Annotated in this window: 15 protein-coding genes; 9 read left to right on the forward strand and 6 right to left on the reverse strand. The window is 57.6% G+C overall.

The window, feature by feature from the left end; all coding sequences use genetic code 11:
• A complete protein-coding gene (gene clcB / locus L977_RS16945; protein WP_065242418.1) occupies nt 1–1,311 on the forward strand; it encodes a voltage-gated ClC-type chloride channel ClcB in 1,311 nt (436 codons plus the stop codon).
• Here clcB and bioD read toward each other — a convergent pair.
• The 3 genes from bioD to L977_RS16960 all read right to left on the reverse strand — a co-directional run bounded on the left by bioD (nt 1,246) and on the right by L977_RS16960 (nt 4,318).
• A complete protein-coding gene (gene bioD, locus L977_RS16950) occupies nt 1,246–1,941 on the reverse strand; it encodes a dethiobiotin synthase (RefSeq protein WP_014883635.1) in 696 nt (231 codons plus the stop codon). The genes clcB and bioD overlap by 66 nt on opposite strands.
• 130 nt (nt 1,942–2,071) lie before the next feature.
• Nucleotides 2,072–3,292: a sugar metabolism global transcriptional regulator Mlc gene (gene mlc, locus L977_RS16955; RefSeq protein WP_014883634.1), complete on the reverse strand. Its 1,221-nt coding sequence runs from the start codon at nt 3,290–3,292 to the stop codon at nt 2,072–2,074.
• A gap of 120 nt (nt 3,293–3,412) precedes the next feature.
• Entirely contained in the window at nt 3,413–4,318 is a 906-nt protein-coding gene (locus tag L977_RS16960; RefSeq protein WP_014883633.1) for a LysR family transcriptional regulator, read from the reverse strand.
• Nucleotides 4,319–4,439: 121 nt separating this feature from the next.
• Between L977_RS16960 and L977_RS16965 the strand changes: the two genes are divergently transcribed.
• A complete protein-coding gene (locus L977_RS16965) occupies nt 4,440–5,693 on the forward strand; it encodes an MFS transporter (protein WP_014883632.1) in 1,254 nt (417 codons plus the stop codon).
• Nucleotides 5,694–5,768: 75 nt separating this feature from the next.
• Here the strand turns inward: L977_RS16965 and L977_RS16970 are convergent, their stop codons facing one another.
• The 3 genes from L977_RS16970 to L977_RS16975 all read right to left on the reverse strand — a co-directional run bounded on the left by L977_RS16970 (nt 5,769) and on the right by L977_RS16975 (nt 8,935).
• Nucleotides 5,769–7,160: an APC family permease gene (locus L977_RS16970; protein WP_014883631.1), complete on the reverse strand. Its 1,392-nt coding sequence runs from the start codon at nt 7,158–7,160 to the stop codon at nt 5,769–5,771.
• Entirely contained in the window at nt 7,150–7,344 is a 195-nt protein-coding gene (locus tag L977_RS25305) for a YmjE family protein (protein ID WP_023330285.1), read from the reverse strand. The genes L977_RS16970 and L977_RS25305 overlap by 11 nt, the downstream gene beginning before the upstream one ends.
• A gap of 172 nt (nt 7,345–7,516) precedes the next feature.
• Nucleotides 7,517–8,935: a glutamine synthetase family protein gene (locus L977_RS16975; protein ID WP_045282043.1), complete on the reverse strand. Its 1,419-nt coding sequence runs from the start codon at nt 8,933–8,935 to the stop codon at nt 7,517–7,519.
• A 226-nt stretch (nt 8,936–9,161) separates the two neighbouring features.
• Between L977_RS16975 and puuD the strand changes: the two genes are divergently transcribed.
• From puuD to asr, 7 genes are all read left to right on the forward strand, one after another.
• Nucleotides 9,162–9,914 (forward strand): gamma-glutamyl-gamma-aminobutyrate hydrolase, encoded by a 753-nt coding sequence (gene puuD, locus L977_RS16980; protein WP_197061808.1) that lies wholly within the window; start codon nt 9,162–9,164, stop codon nt 9,912–9,914.
• Nucleotides 9,915–9,939: 25 nt separating this feature from the next.
• Complete coding sequence (gene puuR, locus L977_RS16985) at nt 9,940–10,497, forward strand: HTH-type transcriptional regulator PuuR (protein ID WP_013096835.1); 558 nt, start codon at nt 9,940–9,942, stop codon at nt 10,495–10,497.
• A 155-nt stretch (nt 10,498–10,652) separates the two neighbouring features.
• Entirely contained in the window at nt 10,653–12,146 is a 1,494-nt protein-coding gene (gene puuC / locus L977_RS16990) for an aldehyde dehydrogenase PuuC (protein WP_047626306.1), read from the forward strand.
• The gene (locus L977_RS16995; protein WP_014883627.1) at nt 12,143–13,423 is read left to right on the forward strand and encodes an NAD(P)/FAD-dependent oxidoreductase; all 1,281 of its coding nucleotides are present in this window, start codon (nt 12,143–12,145) and stop codon (nt 13,421–13,423) included. The genes puuC and L977_RS16995 overlap by 4 nt, the downstream gene beginning before the upstream one ends.
• Nucleotides 13,424–13,448: 25 nt before the next feature.
• Nucleotides 13,449–14,720 (forward strand): 4-aminobutyrate transaminase, encoded by a 1,272-nt coding sequence (gene puuE, locus L977_RS17000; RefSeq protein ID WP_045282040.1) that lies wholly within the window; start codon nt 13,449–13,451, stop codon nt 14,718–14,720.
• A 123-nt stretch (nt 14,721–14,843) separates the two neighbouring features.
• Nucleotides 14,844–16,331 carry a carboxypeptidase M32 gene (locus tag L977_RS17005; RefSeq protein WP_023337212.1) on the forward strand — a complete coding sequence of 496 codons (1,488 nt, stop codon included), beginning with the start codon at nt 14,844–14,846 and terminating at the stop codon, nt 16,329–16,331.
• Nucleotides 16,332–16,480: 149 nt separating this feature from the next.
• The coding region (asr, locus tag L977_RS17010; protein WP_052192648.1) for an acid resistance repetitive basic protein Asr at nt 16,481–16,733 on the forward strand (253 nt) is incomplete at its 3' end.

Genomic DNA, 16,733 nt, shown 5'->3' on the forward strand with positions numbered 1-16,733 from the left:
ATGCAACGTCTTCATGCTTACCCCGACATCCGGGCGATGTTTCGCCGACTGTTGATTGCCACCGTCACCGGCGTGCTGGCGGCGCTGGCCGTTGCGGTGTTTCGTCACAGCATGTACCTGCTGGAGTGGCTGCTTCTCAGCAACGACAGCGGTAGCCTGGTGAATGCCGCCGCATCGCTCTCCCCCTGGCGGCGCGCGCTGACGCCTGCGCTGGGTGGGCTGGCCGCCGGGGTACTGCTCTGGGGATGGCAACGTCTGACCGCCCAGCGGCCTCACGCACCAACCGATTACATGGAGGCGCTGGAGACCGGGGACGGCCAGTTTGATTACGGTGCCAGCCTTGTAAAATCCCTGGCGTCGCTGCTGGTCGTCGCCAGCGGAAGCGCCATCGGGCGCGAAGGGGCGATGATCCTGCTTGCCGCTCTCGCCGCCTCCTTTTTCGCTCGCCGTTTTACGCCCAAATCCGAATGGAAGCTCTGGATCGCCTGTGGTGCCGCGGCCGGGATGTCCAGCGCTTATCATGCCCCCTTAGCCGGAAGCCTGTTTATTGCAGAGATTCTGTTTGGCACGCTCATGCTGGCCTCACTCGGCCCCGTGGTTATTGCGGCGGTGGTGGCGCTTCTGACCACGCGCGTGCTGGCACCCGGCGCCAGCACGCTCTATGAAGTCCATCTGAGCGGCATACTGACCGCGACAGATTATGCCCTGCTGGTCGCCATGGGTCTGCTGGCAGGTCTTTGCGGACCCCTGTTGATGTGGCTGATGACGTTTAGCCACGGACTGTTTCTGCGTCTCAAACTTTCGCCGCCGTGGCAGCTGGCGCTGGGGGGGTTGATCGTCGGGCTGCTGTCCCTCCTCACGCCGAAGGTATGGGGGAATGGCTACAGCGTGGTTCAGGCTTTTCTGCTCGCCCCGCCGCTGCTGTCGGTGATTGCCGGAGTGTTTATCTGTAAATTGCTGGCGGTACTGGCCAGCAGCGGTTCGGGTGCACCGGGCGGCGTGTTTACGCCCACGCTGTTTGTCGGCATGGCGACGGGGATGCTGTTTGCGCAGCTTTTCGCGCTGTGGTTACCGGGTTCAGAGACGGCAATATTGCTGGGATTGGCGGGAATGGCAACGCTACTTGCTGCGACCACGCATGCGCCCATTATGTCGGCGCTGATGGTCTGTGAAATGACCGGACAGTATGTTTTACTGCCCGGTTTACTGGTCGCCTGTGTGGTGGCGTCCGTGCTGTCGCGGACGTTACGCCACGACTCGATCTACGGCCAACACGCCGCCGAGGGCAGAGAGATCGATGTACTGCGCTAACTCGCGCTGCTCGGCACGAGGCAGATAAGGCAGCTCACCCACCAGCGGCCCAGGCAGTTTGGCGCTCAGCACGTCGATGATCTCCGCGTAGTGCGCCAGGCCCGGGTTGATACGGTTTGCCACCCAGCCCACCAGCGGCAGGCCGTCATTGGCAATCGCCTGCGCTGTCAGTAGCGCATGGTTGATGCACCCTTCCTGGATACCCACCACCATCACCACCGGAAGCTGTTCCTGGACGACCCACTCAGAGAGCGGACGCAAATCATTCATCAGGCTGCGCCAGCCGCCCGTCCCTTCGACCACCACGTGATCAACCTTCTCGCTCAGGTTCGCCAGCCCATCGGACAGCAGGGGATAATTAATCAGACCGCTGTGCGCCACGCTGCTCTCCTCTTCGCTTAAGGCAATGGGATTGACCGCCTGATAAGGCAGTTCCAGCGACGAGACGCTTTGCAGCACCAGGGCGTCTTTATTACGCAATCCCTCTGGCGTCTCTTTACTCCCTTTTGCGACCGGTTTGTACCCTGCCACGCGTTTACCGCTTGCTGCAAGCGCCTGCAGCAATGCGCGGGATACGACGGTCTTGCCGACAGAGGTATCTGTACCAGTAACAAAGAAACGCTTAAGCATGACTCACTCCACCTCTTGGGTATGCTTCGAAAATATAAACCAGGTAAATAATTCAGTGGAGGAAGTCTACGGGATGCGTGCGCTACCCGGCTTGAGATAGCGCAATTTTTCGTACATCTGCGGAAAAGAGTTAACCCTGTAACAGGCGGATAAGCAGCGAGCCGTTATACATGGCATCTTTGACCAGCGCCGCACCTGCCATGGTGCCCTGGTTAGAGAATTGGGTGCTTTCCACCGCAATATTCTTGCTGTAGGCGGGAAGCGACTGCTGATGGATACAGGCCGAGATCGCCGGAAAGAGGATCTCCGCCGCCTGGCTGAGCGGGGAGCCAATCAGGATTTTTTGCGGGTTAAAGAGGTTCACCATAATCGCCAGGATGCGGCCAACGTTAATCCCCACCCCGGTAATAATATCCTTCGCCAGCAAATCTCCCTGACGCGCGGCGGCGCAGAGGGAATCGACCGTTAAGGGTTGGCCGTGCAGCGAGGAGCTCATGGACTGGCTGAGCCTGACCTGCGCCAGCTCCAGCACGCTTTCTACACTGGCAATAGTCTCCAGGCAGCCATGGTTCCCGCAGTAGCAGCGCTTCCCGTACGGGTCGACCTGAGTGTGCCCGATTTCCACCAGGCTGCTGCTCCCGGCGTGAAGAAGACGCCCGTCGGTGATGACACCCGCCCCAACGTTATGGTCGATCACCACCTGAATCACATCACGCGCACCGCGCGACGCGCCAAACAGGGCCTCCGCCATGGTCCAGGCACTGATGTCATGCTGAATATAGACCGGCACGCCGGTATGGTTTTTCAGCACCTCTCCCAGCGGCATCTCTTTGACATCGTCGTAAAACGGCATGCGGTGCACGATGCCGTTTTCGGTATCAATAATGCCCGGCATGGTGATGGCGATTGCCGTTAAGCGTTCCAGCCGCTGCTGATGGCGGATAAAGAAGTTATCGATATGGGAGACAATGGCATCGAGGAGCGATTGTTCCGCGTTGAGCGGCAGCTCAAGCCGATCCTCCACCACCAGTTTGCTGCTCAGATCGCGCAGCGCGAGGAAGATCTCCCCGCGACTGATGCGCAGTGACAGGTAATGCCATGCTTCCGTCTCAACCACCAGCCCGACCGCCGGACGGCCACGGCTGCCCGGCTCCTGAATTTCCGTCTCCTGGACCAGGTGCGCTTCCAGCATTTCACGGACAATCTTGGTGATACTGGCAGGTGCCAGCTGTGCCAGGCGCGAAAGATCGATACGCGAAACCGGACCAAGCTGATCAATCAGGCGGTATACCGCGCCAGCGTTGGTCTGCTTAATCTGATCAATGTGCCCTGGCTGACTATCAGCAACCACCTCGTACTCCCTTATTTTCGAGCTTCGAAATAAACTTTGGGCTATGGTGAAGCACTTCCATAGCTGTCGTCAAATATTTACTTAGCTCTGTGATTTACCGCACATTTTTATCCCTTTTCCCTACCGGTTTTGCCCACCTGAAGCGCTGATTAACTGCTGTTTGAAGCGCTGCGCGGCGTGGCTCTGTTCACGATGTTTTGACCAGACCAGCCACATCTCGGAAACGGCATCCTCTTCGGCGATGGGAACCCAGCGCATTTCGCGCAGTTGTACCCGTTTAAAGGAGGCCGGAAGAATAGAGACCCCCAGTCCGGCGGCGACCAGCCCAATAATGGTCATCGCCTCGCCCACCTCCTGGGTGATAACCGGAGCAAGATCGTAGCGACGCATCAGTCCCAGAATGTCGTCATACAGGCCCGTTCCGACCTGAGGATCAAAAAAGACAAAGGGTTCTTTTGCCAGCTCTGCCAGCGATACCGCCGGACGCGAGGCCAGCGGGTGGTCAAGGGGGATCATAGCCATCAGGGGTTCATGCAGAATTACCTGCCACGCCAGCGTGTCCGGCAGCTGCGTATTCCGCATCAATCCCAAATCCAGTGCGCCTTCATTCAGCGGTGCAATTTGCTCGCGGGTATTAATTTCGCGCGTCTGAATATGCACATCCGGGAAATGGCGACGGAATGAGGAAAGCGTCTGGGAGACGGCGCTGATAAAGGGCGCGGACGACGTAAACCCGATTCGCAGCTCACCGGCTTCTCCGAGGTAAAGCCGCTCTGCACGGGCGGCGGCGTCATCAACCATGCTCAGGATTTGTCGGCTGTCGGTCAGAAACTGCTTACCCGCCGCCGTCAGGCTCACGCTGCGGTTGGTGCGGGCCAGAAGGCGCGCGCCCACCTGCTGTTCGAGGATTTGAATCTGCTGGCTTAACGGGGGCTGAGAGATATTCAGCCGTGCCGCCGCGCGGCCAAAATGCAGCTCCTCAGCAACGGCGACAAAATAGCGAAGATGACGCAGTTCGATATTCATATTTTTAAAGTATCATTTGAGATTATTAATATATTAGACAGAATATTTACATTTTCCTACCCTGATCGTGTGGTCATACCCGTCACCCGAAATCACGGGGATGTTTAAGCAAGGAAACTGTGTGAGCCGTACAACCTCCATTGATATCTCTCCGGCCAGCGATATCAATGATTTACCCGTAGCATCGCAGCCGGTTCAGTTCATTAAACGTGGTACTCCCCAATTTATGCGCGTTACCCTGGCGCTCTTTTCGGCCGGTCTGGCCACGTTTGCCCTGCTCTACTGCGTTCAGCCGATCCTCCCCGTTCTCTCCCATGAGTTTGGCGTATCGCCCGCCAGCAGCAGCGTTTCGCTCTCGATTTCAACCGCGATGCTGGCAATTGGCCTGCTCTTTACCGGCCCTTTGTCCGACGCCATTGGCCGTAAACCGGTGATGGTCACTGCCCTGATGCTGGCCTCGGTCTGTACGTTGCTCTCGACCATGATGACCAGCTGGCACGGCATTCTGGTGATGCGCGCGCTGATCGGGCTGTCGCTCAGCGGCGTGGCCGCGGTCGGGATGACCTATCTCAGCGAAGAGATCCATCCGAGCTTCGTTGCCTTTTCGATGGGGTTGTACATCAGCGGGAATTCAATTGGCGGCATGAGTGGGCGTCTGCTGAGCGGGGTCTTTACGGACTTCTTTAGCTGGCGTATTGCGCTGGCGGTTATCGGGTGTTTCGCGCTGGCATCTGCACTGATGTTCTGGAAAATCCTGCCGGAATCACGCCATTTCCGCCCGATTTCTCTGCGCCCGAAAACGCTGTTTATTAACTTCCGTTTGCACTGGCGTGACAAAGGGTTGCCGCGCCTGTTCCTGATGGGCTTCCTGCTGATGGGGTCATTCGTCACGTTGTTTAACTATATTGGCTATCGCCTGATGCTTTCGCCGTGGCATCTGAATCAGGCCGTGGTCGGTTTGCTTTCTGTGGCTTATCTCACCGGCACGTGGAGTTCGCCGAAAGCCGGGGCGATGACCGCACGCTTCGGCCGCGGGCCGGTCATGCTGGTCTTCACAGCGGTAATGCTGCTCGGCCTGCTGTTAACGCTCTTCTCCTCACTGTGGCTGATTTTTGCCGGGATGCTGCTCTTCTCCGCAGGGTTCTTCGCCGCGCACTCGGTCGCCAGCAGCTGGATTGGCCCGCGCGCGCGTAGAGCCAAAGGACAGGCATCGTCGCTGTACCTGTTTAGCTATTACCTGGGATCCAGCATCGCCGGGACGCTGGGGGGCGTGTTCTGGCATCACTACGGCTGGAACGGCGTGGGCGGGTTTATCGCCCTGATGCTTTGTGCCGCACTGCTGGTGGGGGCAAGTCTTCATCAACGTTTGAGATAATAAGCGTGCGGGCTGATGTCCGGTAAGACGCACGAGCGACCTAAACGGCACCAGCGTACTGGTGCCGTTTATCGTTCAGGAATCCCAGGCCTGCTCTATCTTACCGGCTTCAAACTGCGGAGGCGGTTTTCGGAAACGGCGCGTTAGCCATGTCAGGTAAAGGATCCCCAGTGCCGCCCAGATGAGGCCAAGCGTCAGGGACGTCGCTTCGAGGTTTATCCACAGCACGCCGACCGTTACCGCCCCAATAAGCGGCAGCAGGAGATAGTGGAAACGATCTTTCCACGTTTTGTTCAGCCCCTTACGCCGCCAGAAATGGTTGTACACCGAGAGGTTAACAAACGTAAACGCCACCAGTGCGCCAAAGTTGATCAGCGCCGTTGCGGTCACCAGGTCAAAGTACAGCGCCGACAGGGCCACTATCCCCACCATAATGACGTTCAGGGCCGGGGTACGCCATTTCGGATGCACATAACCAAACACCCGCTCCGGAAAGACGTTGTCACGCCCCATCACATACAATAACCGCGAGACGCTGGCGTGCGAGGCCAGACCCGAAGCCAGCGTATTGACAAAGGTGGTACATAAAAACACCGACTGGAAGAGCTTACCGCCCACGTACAGTGCTATTTCCGGCAGCGCGGCATCCGGGTTCTTGAAACGCGCGATGGTCGGGAAAAAGAGCTGCATGAAGAACGAGGCAATAATGAATATCAGCCCGCCGTACAGCGCGGTCAGGAAAATGGCTTTGGGAATGACCCGTGCCGCGTTTGGCGTCTCTTCCGATAGCGTGGTAACCGCATCAAAACCGAGGAAAGAGAAGCAGACGATGGTCGCGCCGGTAATAATAGGGATCAGATGTGCGTTCTCGCTGATAAACGGCTGCAGCGACCAGACGGTGCCGACCCCTTCTCCCTTGTGCAAGCCATGCACCACGAGGATGACAAACACCACCATAATCGCGACCTGCACCAGCACAAACAGGGTATTAAAGTTGGCGACCAGGTTAACACTCTTCAGATTCGCCAGCGTCAGGATCGTCACAAACCCCACTACCCAGACCCACGGCGGGACCTCAGGGAACATCGCGGAAAGGTAGATCTTCGCCAGCAGCACGTTGATCATCGGCAGGAAGAGATAGTCCAGCAACGATGACCAGCCGACCATAAAGCCCACGTGGGGTCCAATCGATTTCTGCGTATAGGTATACGCGGAGCCCGCTTCCGGGAACTGCCGTACCAGTTTACCGTAGCTGATGGCGGTAAACATGACGCCAGCCAGCGCCAGGAGATACGAGGCGGGCACGTGGCCGTTGCTGATACCGGACACAATACCGAAGGTATCAAACACGGTCATGGGGGTGAGGTAAGCCAGCCCCATCATCACCACCTGCCAGAGCTTAAGAGAACTGCGCAGTCGGGTTCTGCCGGCCATGCCCGGCGCGTCAAGAGACGTGTTAGTCGCCATACACCGTCCCCCCCATGCTTACCGTGGTTTGCAATCGCGTTGACCTTAACGCAAACCTGCTTAGCAAAGGGGGAAGTTGTGAAGAACAAACGCGACCGTACCAGCGCACCGTCTCTGGCTCGCATTCACCATGGAAGCCTGACTGGCCCCCTTCGCCCTGCGGATAGTTGAACATCTGCATCATTTCCTACCTCGTCACACAGTGTCGTTAAGAAAGTCCCTGTGCCGCCTGCGCTCCATAACGCGACTCCCGGGAGATAGCTGGCGTGCCAGCGAACAGTTCGGCCAGGCTCCGCGCAGGCCGTATGGTGATACGTATGAGATGAAACAAAGCGGCCCCTTACCGGGGCGCGTTATCAGGCGTTTTTCAGCATCCACTCGATTTCTGTTTCGGTAATCAGGCGTTCAAACTGCAGTAATTCATCATTTTTGCAGGCGTGATACACGTGGCAGAAACGCTCGCCCAGCCGCTCGCGGAGGCGATCGTTTTGCATAAACTCCCACAGCGCATCACTCTGACGAATCGGGAACGGCAGTCCGTCCTGCTCCAGACCATTGCCTTCAACCTCTTCCTGCAGCGGTAAATCGTTATCCAGCCCGTGCAGAATGCCGGCAAAAATCGCCGCCATCACCAGATACGGATTCGCGTCTGCCCCTGCCACCCGGTATTCGACTCGATGGTTATGGCGATCGCCGCAGGGAATACGCAGGGCTACCGTGCGGTTGTTGTGTCCCCATGACGCCTGCGTCGGCACATACATTCCCGGCTGGAAACGGCGGTACGAGTTGACGTTCGGTGCCAGCAGCGCCATGGACGCTGGCATCAGATCGATCATCCCGGCCAGCGCGCGTTTCAGCAGCGCGGAATCCTCGCCGCTGGCGTCCGCGAACACGTTTTCGCCTCTGTTGTTTTGCATACTGATGTGGATATGCATCCCGCTGCCCGCATGCTCTTCATACGGCTTCGCCATAAACGTGGCGTGCATCTTATGTTTTTCTGCCATCTGCCTGACGAGACGTTTTAGCGCCAGTGCATCATCACAGGCATCCAGCACGTTTTCCGTATGGTGCAGATTAATTTCAAACTGACCCGGCGAGGCCTCAGCCACTGCGCCATCGGCGGGGATCAACTGCAGCTGCGCCAGCTCATCAATATCGTTCAGCACGTCAGCAAAGTGGTTGAGATTATCAACCGAGTAGACCTGGCTTTGCGTGTTACGCACGTCGGTGCCCGGCGCGCAGGGTGGCTGCAGATAGCCCTCGGCATCGCGATTCCGATCAAGTAAATAGAACTCCAGCTCTACCGCTACCACGGGGAACAGACCGCGCTGGCGCAACTGCTGCCAGAGCCGGTTGAGTACGTTCCGCGGCTCAACGTCAAAGGGAGCGCCATCTTCATCGACCATGGTGAGCTGCACCTGACCAATGTATTCCGGGTCCGCCGCGGACGGTGTCAGGGTGCCCGGCACCGGCACACAAACACAGTCAGGCTCGCCGAGCTCCTGCCCCAGGCCCGCTTCTTCCACCACGTTACCCAGAATATCCATGGCGAACACCGACGCCGGGAAATAGCAGCCTTTTTCGAGTTTGTTCAGTCCGGCAACCGGAATACGTTTACCGCGAAAACAGCCGTTCAAATCGGTCAGGAGGACATCAATAAACTGGGTGTTCGGATACTGTTCTAAATAGCGCTTCACCTCCTGCGTAAAGGCGCTGCCCCGCCTCTCATCCGTGTAGTGAACAAAGTTCTCAACTTCTACGATATTGGTTTCCATGATTTACCACCGTTATTGGGATTTGCGTTCGCTGCTCAGGACTGTCAAATATAATGTCCACCCTATCGAATCTGTATGCAAATAAATTGTTTGTCAAATGTTAAATTAAGTTTGCAAAAGGCAGATCCCGTTGCTAGATTGAGAAAATATTGAACGAAAAGGCCGTTTTACAGGTGAAACTGGCCTAAATTTAGTCCACTTTGTGAGGGCGATCATGGAAAATATAATGAACAAGCCAGTCATTGGCGTGGTGATGTGCAGAAACAGGCTTAAGGGTCATGAGACCCAGACCCTGCAAGAAAAGTACCTGAATGCCATTATCAATGCGGGGGGCTTACCCATTGCCTTACCGCATGCGCTGGCAGAGCCAGAGTTGCTTACCACTCTGCTGCCAACCCTGGACGGGATTTACCTGCCGGGCAGCCCAAGTAACGTGCAGCCGCACCTTTATGGTGAAAACGGCGATGAGCCTGACGCCGATCCCGGGCGTGATCTTCTGAGTATGGCGCTGATTGCCGCCGCGCTCGAAAGGCGCATCCCCATTTTCGCCATCTGCCGGGGGCTGCAGGAACTGGTTGTTGCGACGGGAGGGACGCTGTATCGTCGCCTGTTCGAGCAGAATGACCTGCTTGAGCACCGGGAAGATCCTGAACTGCCGGTTGAGCTACAATACGCCCCGTCTCATGAAGTTCAGGTTCAGGAGGGAGGACTGCTGTCTCAATTAATACCAGGCTGTAACACATTTTGGGTAAACTCGTTACACGGGCAAGGTGCACGAACGTTAGGATCACGGCTTCGCGTGGAGGCCCGCTCGACGGACGGGCTGGTTGAAGCGGTCAGCGTGCATGACCATCCTTTTGCCCTCGGCGTGCAATGGCACCCCGAATGGAACAGCAGCGAGTACGCCCTGTCACGTATGTTGTTTGAAGGTTTTATCACCGCCTGTCAAAGCCACATTGCCGAGAAGCAACGACTTTGACCACTACCGTAAAGGAAATGCAACTATGAGCGATGACGGACTGGCGCCAGGGAAACGTCTGTCTGAGATCCGCCAGCAACTGGGTCTCTCGCAGCGGCGTGCCGCCGAACTGTCTGGGTTAACACACAGTGCCATCAGCACCATCGAGCAGGATAAAGTCAGTCCTGCCATCAGTACGCTTCAGAAGCTGCTGAAAGTCTATGGGCTGTCGCTCTCGGAATTCTTTTCGGAACCGGAAAAACCTGATGAACCGCAGGTGGTTATTAATCAGGAAGACCTTATCGAAATAGGCAGTCAGGGGGTTTCGATGAAGCTGGTTCACAACGGAAATCCGAACCGTACGCTGGCGATGATTTTTGAAACTTACCAGCCTGGAACCACGACCGGAGAGAGGATCAAACATCAGGGTGAGGAGATCGGTACGATACTGGAAGGTGAAATTGTGCTGACCATTAATGGCCAGCCTTATCACCTGGTTGCGGGGCAAAGCTATGCCATTAATACCGGCATACCGCACAGCTTCAGCAATACCTCGGCAGGCATCTGCCGCATTATCAGTGCCCACACCCCCACCACGTTCTGATGACCACTCAGCCCCGGCGTAAAGACTTACGCCGGGGCAAATAAAAACGATCAATGTCGGCATTTTACGGGTTAATCCCCGGGATGCCTCACGGCTTCGTATTGCCTGAAACGGCCATGCCTTTATTTATCTGATTGCGAAAGAAAGGAGTGAATATGCATTTTCAGCACCTGACTTACTGGCAGGATAAAGCAAAAAACAGTGCCATTGAGACCCGGTTATTTATTAACGGTGCCTATTGTGACGCCGCCGATAAGGCCACGTTTGAAACCGTCAACCCCGCTACCCGTCAGACGCTGGCGAATGTGGCCCGGGGCAAACAGGCGGACGTAGACCTCGCGGTTCAGGCTGCGCGTGAGGTATTTGACCGTGGCGACTGGTCGCAGGCGTCACCGGCGCAGCGCAAATACGTTCTCAATAAGTTCGCCGATTTGATGGAACGCCACGGCGAAGAGCTGGCCTTACTGGAAACCCTGGACACCGGTAAACCCATCCGCCACAGCCTGCGCGACGATATTCCCGGCGCGGCGCGCGCCATTCGTTGGTACGCCGAAGCGGCGGATAAAGTCTACGGCGAAGTGGCGCCTACGGGGCCGGACGAGCTGGCAATGATTGTGCGCGAGCCGATCGGGGTTGTCGCCGCCATCGTCCCATGGAACTTCCCGCTGCTGCTGGCCTGCTGGAAGCTGGGCCCGGCGCTGATCGCGGGCAATAGCGTGGTATTGAAACCGTCCGAAAAATCGCCCCTCACCGCCCTTCGGCTGGCCGGGCTGGCGAAAGAGGCGGGCCTGCCGGACGGCGTGCTGAATGTGATAAGCGGTTACGGCCACGAAGCGGGCCAGGCACTGGCCCTGCATCCGGACGTTGAGGTGCTGACGTTTACCGGCTCTACCCGTACCGGCAAGCAGCTGTTGAAGGACGCAGGCGAAAGCAACATGAAGCGCGTCTGGCTGGAGGCTGGCGGCAAGAGCGCCAACATTGTCTTTGCCGACTGTCCGGACCTGGACAAGGCCGTGAGCGCGACCGCCGCCGGGATTTTTTATAACCAGGGGCAAGTGTGTATCGCCGGGACCCGCCTGCTGCTTGAGGAGAGCATCGCCGATGACTTTCTGGCAAAGCTGAAAGTGCAGGCCCGCCACTGGCAGCCGGGCGATCCGCTCGATCCCGACAGCACGATGGGAATGCTCATCGACGCCGCGCACGCCGATACCGTTCACACGTTTATTCGCGAGGGCGCCCGGAAAGGTACGCTGCTGCTGGACGGGCGGGCACAATCCTGGCCTTCTGCGGTAGGTCCAACCATTTTTGTCGACATCGACCCTACCTCCCCGCTGTGCCGGGAAGAGATTTTCGGGCCTGTTCTGGTCGTCACCCGTTTTAAAACCGAAGAGGAAGCCTTAACGCTGGCCAACGACAGTGAATATGGGCTTGGCGCGGCGGTATGGACACGCGACCTCTCCCGCGCGCACCGCATGAGCCGTCGCCTGAAAGCAGGCTCGGTCTTCGTCAATAACTATAACGACGGGGATATGACCGTACCGTTTGGTGGCTATAAGCAGAGCGGCAACGGCCGCGATAAGTCTCTGCACGCGCTGGAAAAATTTACCGAACTGAAAACCATCTGGATTGCCCTGGAGCCTCAATCATGACCGAACATACCACCAGCTATTATGCGGCCAGCGCGAACGCTTACGAACCATTCCCGACGCTTAGCGAATCAATCAGCTGTGACGTGTGCGTGGTAGGCGGCGGCTATACCGGCCTCTCCTCCGCACTGCATCTCGCTGAAATGGGCTACGACGTGGTGCTCCTTGAAGGGGCGCGCATCGGCTTCGGTGCCAGCGGACGCAACGGCGGCCAGCTGGTTAACTCCTACAGCCGCGATATCGACGTGATTGAGAAAAACTATGGCCCCGATGCTGCCAAAGTCCTCGGGAGCATGATGTTTGAAGGCGGGGAAATCATCCGGGAGCGTATTCAGCGCTATCAGATCCAATGCGACTATCGTCCCGGCGGGCTGTTTGTTGCCCTGAACCATAAGCAGCTGGAGACGCTGGAAGAGCAAAAAGCCAACTGGGAACGCTACGGCAACACGCAGCTGGAGTTGCTGGATGCCAGCGCGATCCGCCGGGAAGTCGACAGCGAACGCTATACCGGCGCGCTGCTGGACCGCAGCGGGGGACATATTCATCCGCTCAACCTGGCGATCGGCGAAGCGGACGCCATTCGCCTTAACGGCGGGCGGGTGTATGAACAATCCCCGGTGACCGCCATTCAGCACACCAGCCCGGCCGTGGTAAGCACGCAGCATGGTCAGGTGACGGCCCGCTATGTGATCGTCGCCGGAAATGCCTATCTGGGCGATAAGGTCGAACCAGAACTGGCAAAGCGCAGCATGCCCTGCGGCACCCAGGTGGTGACCACCGCCCCGCTGCCGGAAGAGGTCGTCCGCACGCTGATCCCCAATAACTACTGTGTTGAAGATTGCAACTACCTGCTGGACTACTACCGTCTCACCGCCGACAACCGACTACTGTACGGCGGTGGCGTAGTCTATGGCGCGCGCGATCCGGACGATGTCGAGCGTCTGGTGATGCCAAAGCTGTTGAAAACCTTCCCTCAGCTGGCAGGGGTCAAAATCGACTACCGCTGGACGGGCAACTTCCTGCTGACCCTGTCGCGCATGCCGCAGTTTGGTCGTCTGGATAAAAACATCTACTACATGCAGGGCTACAGCGGCCACGGCGTGACCTGCACCCACCTGGCCGGACGGCTGATTTCGGAACTGCTGCGCGGTGACGCAGAGCGCTTTGATGCGTTTGCCAACCTCCCGCACTACCCCTTCCCGGGCGGTCGCAGCCTGCGGATTCCATTTACGGCGATGGGCGCGGCGTATTACAGCCTGCGCGATCGTCTTGGCGTTTGATCATTTCGACAAAAGGGTATCTGACATGAGTAACCAGGAATTTCATCAGCGCAGACTTTCGGCCACCCCGCGCGGCGTAGGCGTAATGTGTAATTTCTTTGCCCGCACGGCGGAGAATGCCACGCTTACCGACGTGGAAGGCAATGACTATATTGATTTCGCCGCCGGGATCGCGGTACTGAATACCGGCCATCGTCATCCTGAAATGGTGGCCGCAGTGGAAAAACAGCTGCACCAGTTCACCCACACGGCCTACCAGATTGTGCCATATGAAAGCTACGTTTCCCTGGCCGAAAAACTTAACGAGCTGGCCCCGGTACAGGGCCCGGCTAAAACCGCGTTCTTCACGACGGGCGCGGAAGCGGTGGAAAATGCCATTAAAATCGCCCGGGCCCACACCGGCAGGCCTGGCGTGATTGCCTTTGGGGGAGGTTTTCACGGCCGAACCTATATGACCATGGCGTTAACCGGCAAGGTCGCGCCTTATAAGCTGGGATTTGGCCCCTTCCCCGGGTCGGTTTATCACGTACCGTATCCCTCCGAGCTGCACGGCATCACGACGCAGGATGCCATCACGGCGATAGAGCGCCTGTTCAAAGCAGATATTGAGGCGAAACAGGTAGCGGCGATTATTTTTGAACCCATTCAGGGTGAAGGCGGATTCAACGTCGCGCCGCCAGAGCTGGTGGCCGCCATCCGCCGCATCTGTGATGAGCACGGGATCGTGATGATTGCCGATGAAGTGCAGAGCGGTTTCGCCCGTACCGGTAAGCTGTTTGCCATGGACCACTACGCTGACAAGCCTGACCTGATGACGATGGCCAAAAGCCTGGCAGGGGGAATGCCGCTGTCCGGCGTGGTGGGCCGCGCTGAGATCATGGATGCACCAGCCCCCGGTGGACTCGGGGGAACCTATGCAGGCAATCCGCTTGCGGTGGCCGCCGCGCACGCGGTGCTGAATATTATCGACAACGAGTCACTGTGCGCGCGCGCCTGTCACCTGGGCGATCGACTGAGCGCCACGCTGGAGGAGATTCAGGGCACCTTCCCTGCGCTCGTGGCGATTAGAGGAAGAGGATCGATGATTGCGGCAGAGTTTTTTGATCCCGAGAGCCGTGAACCGTCGGCCGCCATCGCGCAGGCGATTCAGCAAAAGGCACTTTCCCGGGGCCTGCTGTTACTGATCTGCGGCCAGTACGGAAACGTGATCCGCTTCCTTTATCCGTTGACCATTCCGGATGCCCAATTCACCCAGGCGCTGGCTATTCTGCAACAGGTTATGCGTGATAAGGCATAAGTGCCCACTGAGAACCGTCTCCCGGACTTCCGGAAGACGGTTTCCACGGAGGAAATGTTGGGGAATTTGGCCTGTTTCATTGTATGCTCCCTGAAACACATCCCTGGCAAGAGGAAATAAGAATTGCAAAATCCATCCGCCTATCAGTCACTTGTGAAAACCTTCCAGCGCCTCTCCCGCTTCTCGCATCTCTCCTCCATCGCCAGCTGGGACATGTTTACCATGATGCCGCCCGGCGGCAGTGCCGCGCGCGGTGAAGCGCTGGCGGAAATGAGCGTCCTGCAGCACCAGCTCCTTACCGATAAAAAAGTGGGCGAATGGCTGACCGCAGCGGCAGAGGAAGATCTGAATGACGTCGAACAGGCTAACCTGCGTGAAATGACGCGCCACTACCAGCAGGCGACCCTGCTGCCGGAATCGCTGGTTGAAGCCAAATCGCTGGCGGGCAGCAAGTGTGAGCACGCCTGGCGTACACAGCGCCCCGCTAACGACTGGCAGGGTTTTTCCGCCAATCTAAAAGACGTCGTCAAACTCAGCCGTGAAGAAGCCCGTCTTCGCGCCGAGGCCAAAGGCTGTACCCCGTACGATGCCCTGCTGGATATTTTCGAACCGGACATGACCAGCGCGCGCCTGGACGTGCTGTTTGGTGATATGAAAACCTGGCTGCCGGACCTGCTGGCAAACGTGGTGGAAAAACAGGCTCAGCGGTCGTTCGTCCCGCCACAAGGCCCTTTCCCGACGGCTACCCAGCGTGAACTCGGACTGGAAGCCATGAAGATGCTCGGCTTCGATTTTAACGGCGGTCGTCTGGACGTCAGTGCCCACCCGTTCTGCGGCGGCGTGCCGGAAGATGTGCGTATCACCACGCGCTATGACGAGGACGAGCTGCTCAGCGCGCTGTTTGGCGTGATCCACGAAACCGGACACGCGCGCTACGAGCAAAACCTGCCGCGAGCCTGGGCAGGACAACCCGTGGCGCTGGCGCGTTCAACCGCCATCCACGAATCTCAGAGCCTGTTTTTTGAAATGCAGCTGGGACGCAGCGAGGCCTTCCTGAAGCATCTGCTCCCTGCCGTTCACGCCCGCTTTGGTAGCCAGGCCGCCTTCAGCGAAGAGAACTTTATCGCCTGGAACCAGCGCGTGAAGCCAGGTTACATCCGCGTTGATGCAGACGAAGTGAGCTACCCTGCCCACGTGGTGCTGCGCTATGAAATTGAGCGTGCGCTGATTAACGGCGAGATCGAGGTGGACGATATTCCCGCCCTGTGGGATGAAAAAATGCAGGCCTGGCTCGGGTTATCAACCAAAGACAACTATCGCAACGGCTGTATGCAGGATATCCACTGGACCGACGGTGGGTTTGGTTATTTCCCGTCATACACGCTGGGCGCTATGTATGCTGCACAGTTGTTCCATGCCGCAAAAACCGCCCTGCCGGGGCTACAGGCCTCTATCGCCGAGGGCGATTTTTCGGCCCTGTTTGAGTGGCTGCGTCAGAACATCTGGCAGCACGGCAGCCGCTTCAGCACGTCGCAATTAATCACCCAGGCGACGGGCGAAGATCTGAATATCCGCTACTTCCGCGAACATCTCACCTCGCGCTATTTGTAATAACAACGCCGGGGAGGCTCCCCCGGCGTTGTACATATGGTTACACGCCGATACCAATCACTCACGGAAACCTCGAATTTACAGGGATATAGTTATTTCAACGGCCCCGCAGTGGGGTTAAATGAAAAACCAAATTCGAGGGTATGAACATGAAAAAAGTATTAGCTCTGGTTGTTGCCGCTGCTATGGGTCTGTCTTCTGCTGCGTTTGCTGCTGAAACCACTGCTGCACCAGCGGCCGCTGCGCCAACTGCAACGACCACTGCTGCGCCAGCAAAAACTGTACATCATAAAAAACACCACAAAGCCGCTAAACCTGCTGCAGAGCAGAAAGCGCAGGCCGCTAAAAAGCACCACAAAAAAGCCGCTAAACCTGCTGTAGAGCAGAAAGCCCAGGCCGCTA

The organism is Enterobacter sp. ZOR0014, assembly GCF_000798855.1.
GTDB classification, from domain to species: Bacteria; Pseudomonadota; Gammaproteobacteria; order Enterobacterales; family Enterobacteriaceae; genus Enterobacter; species Enterobacter kobei.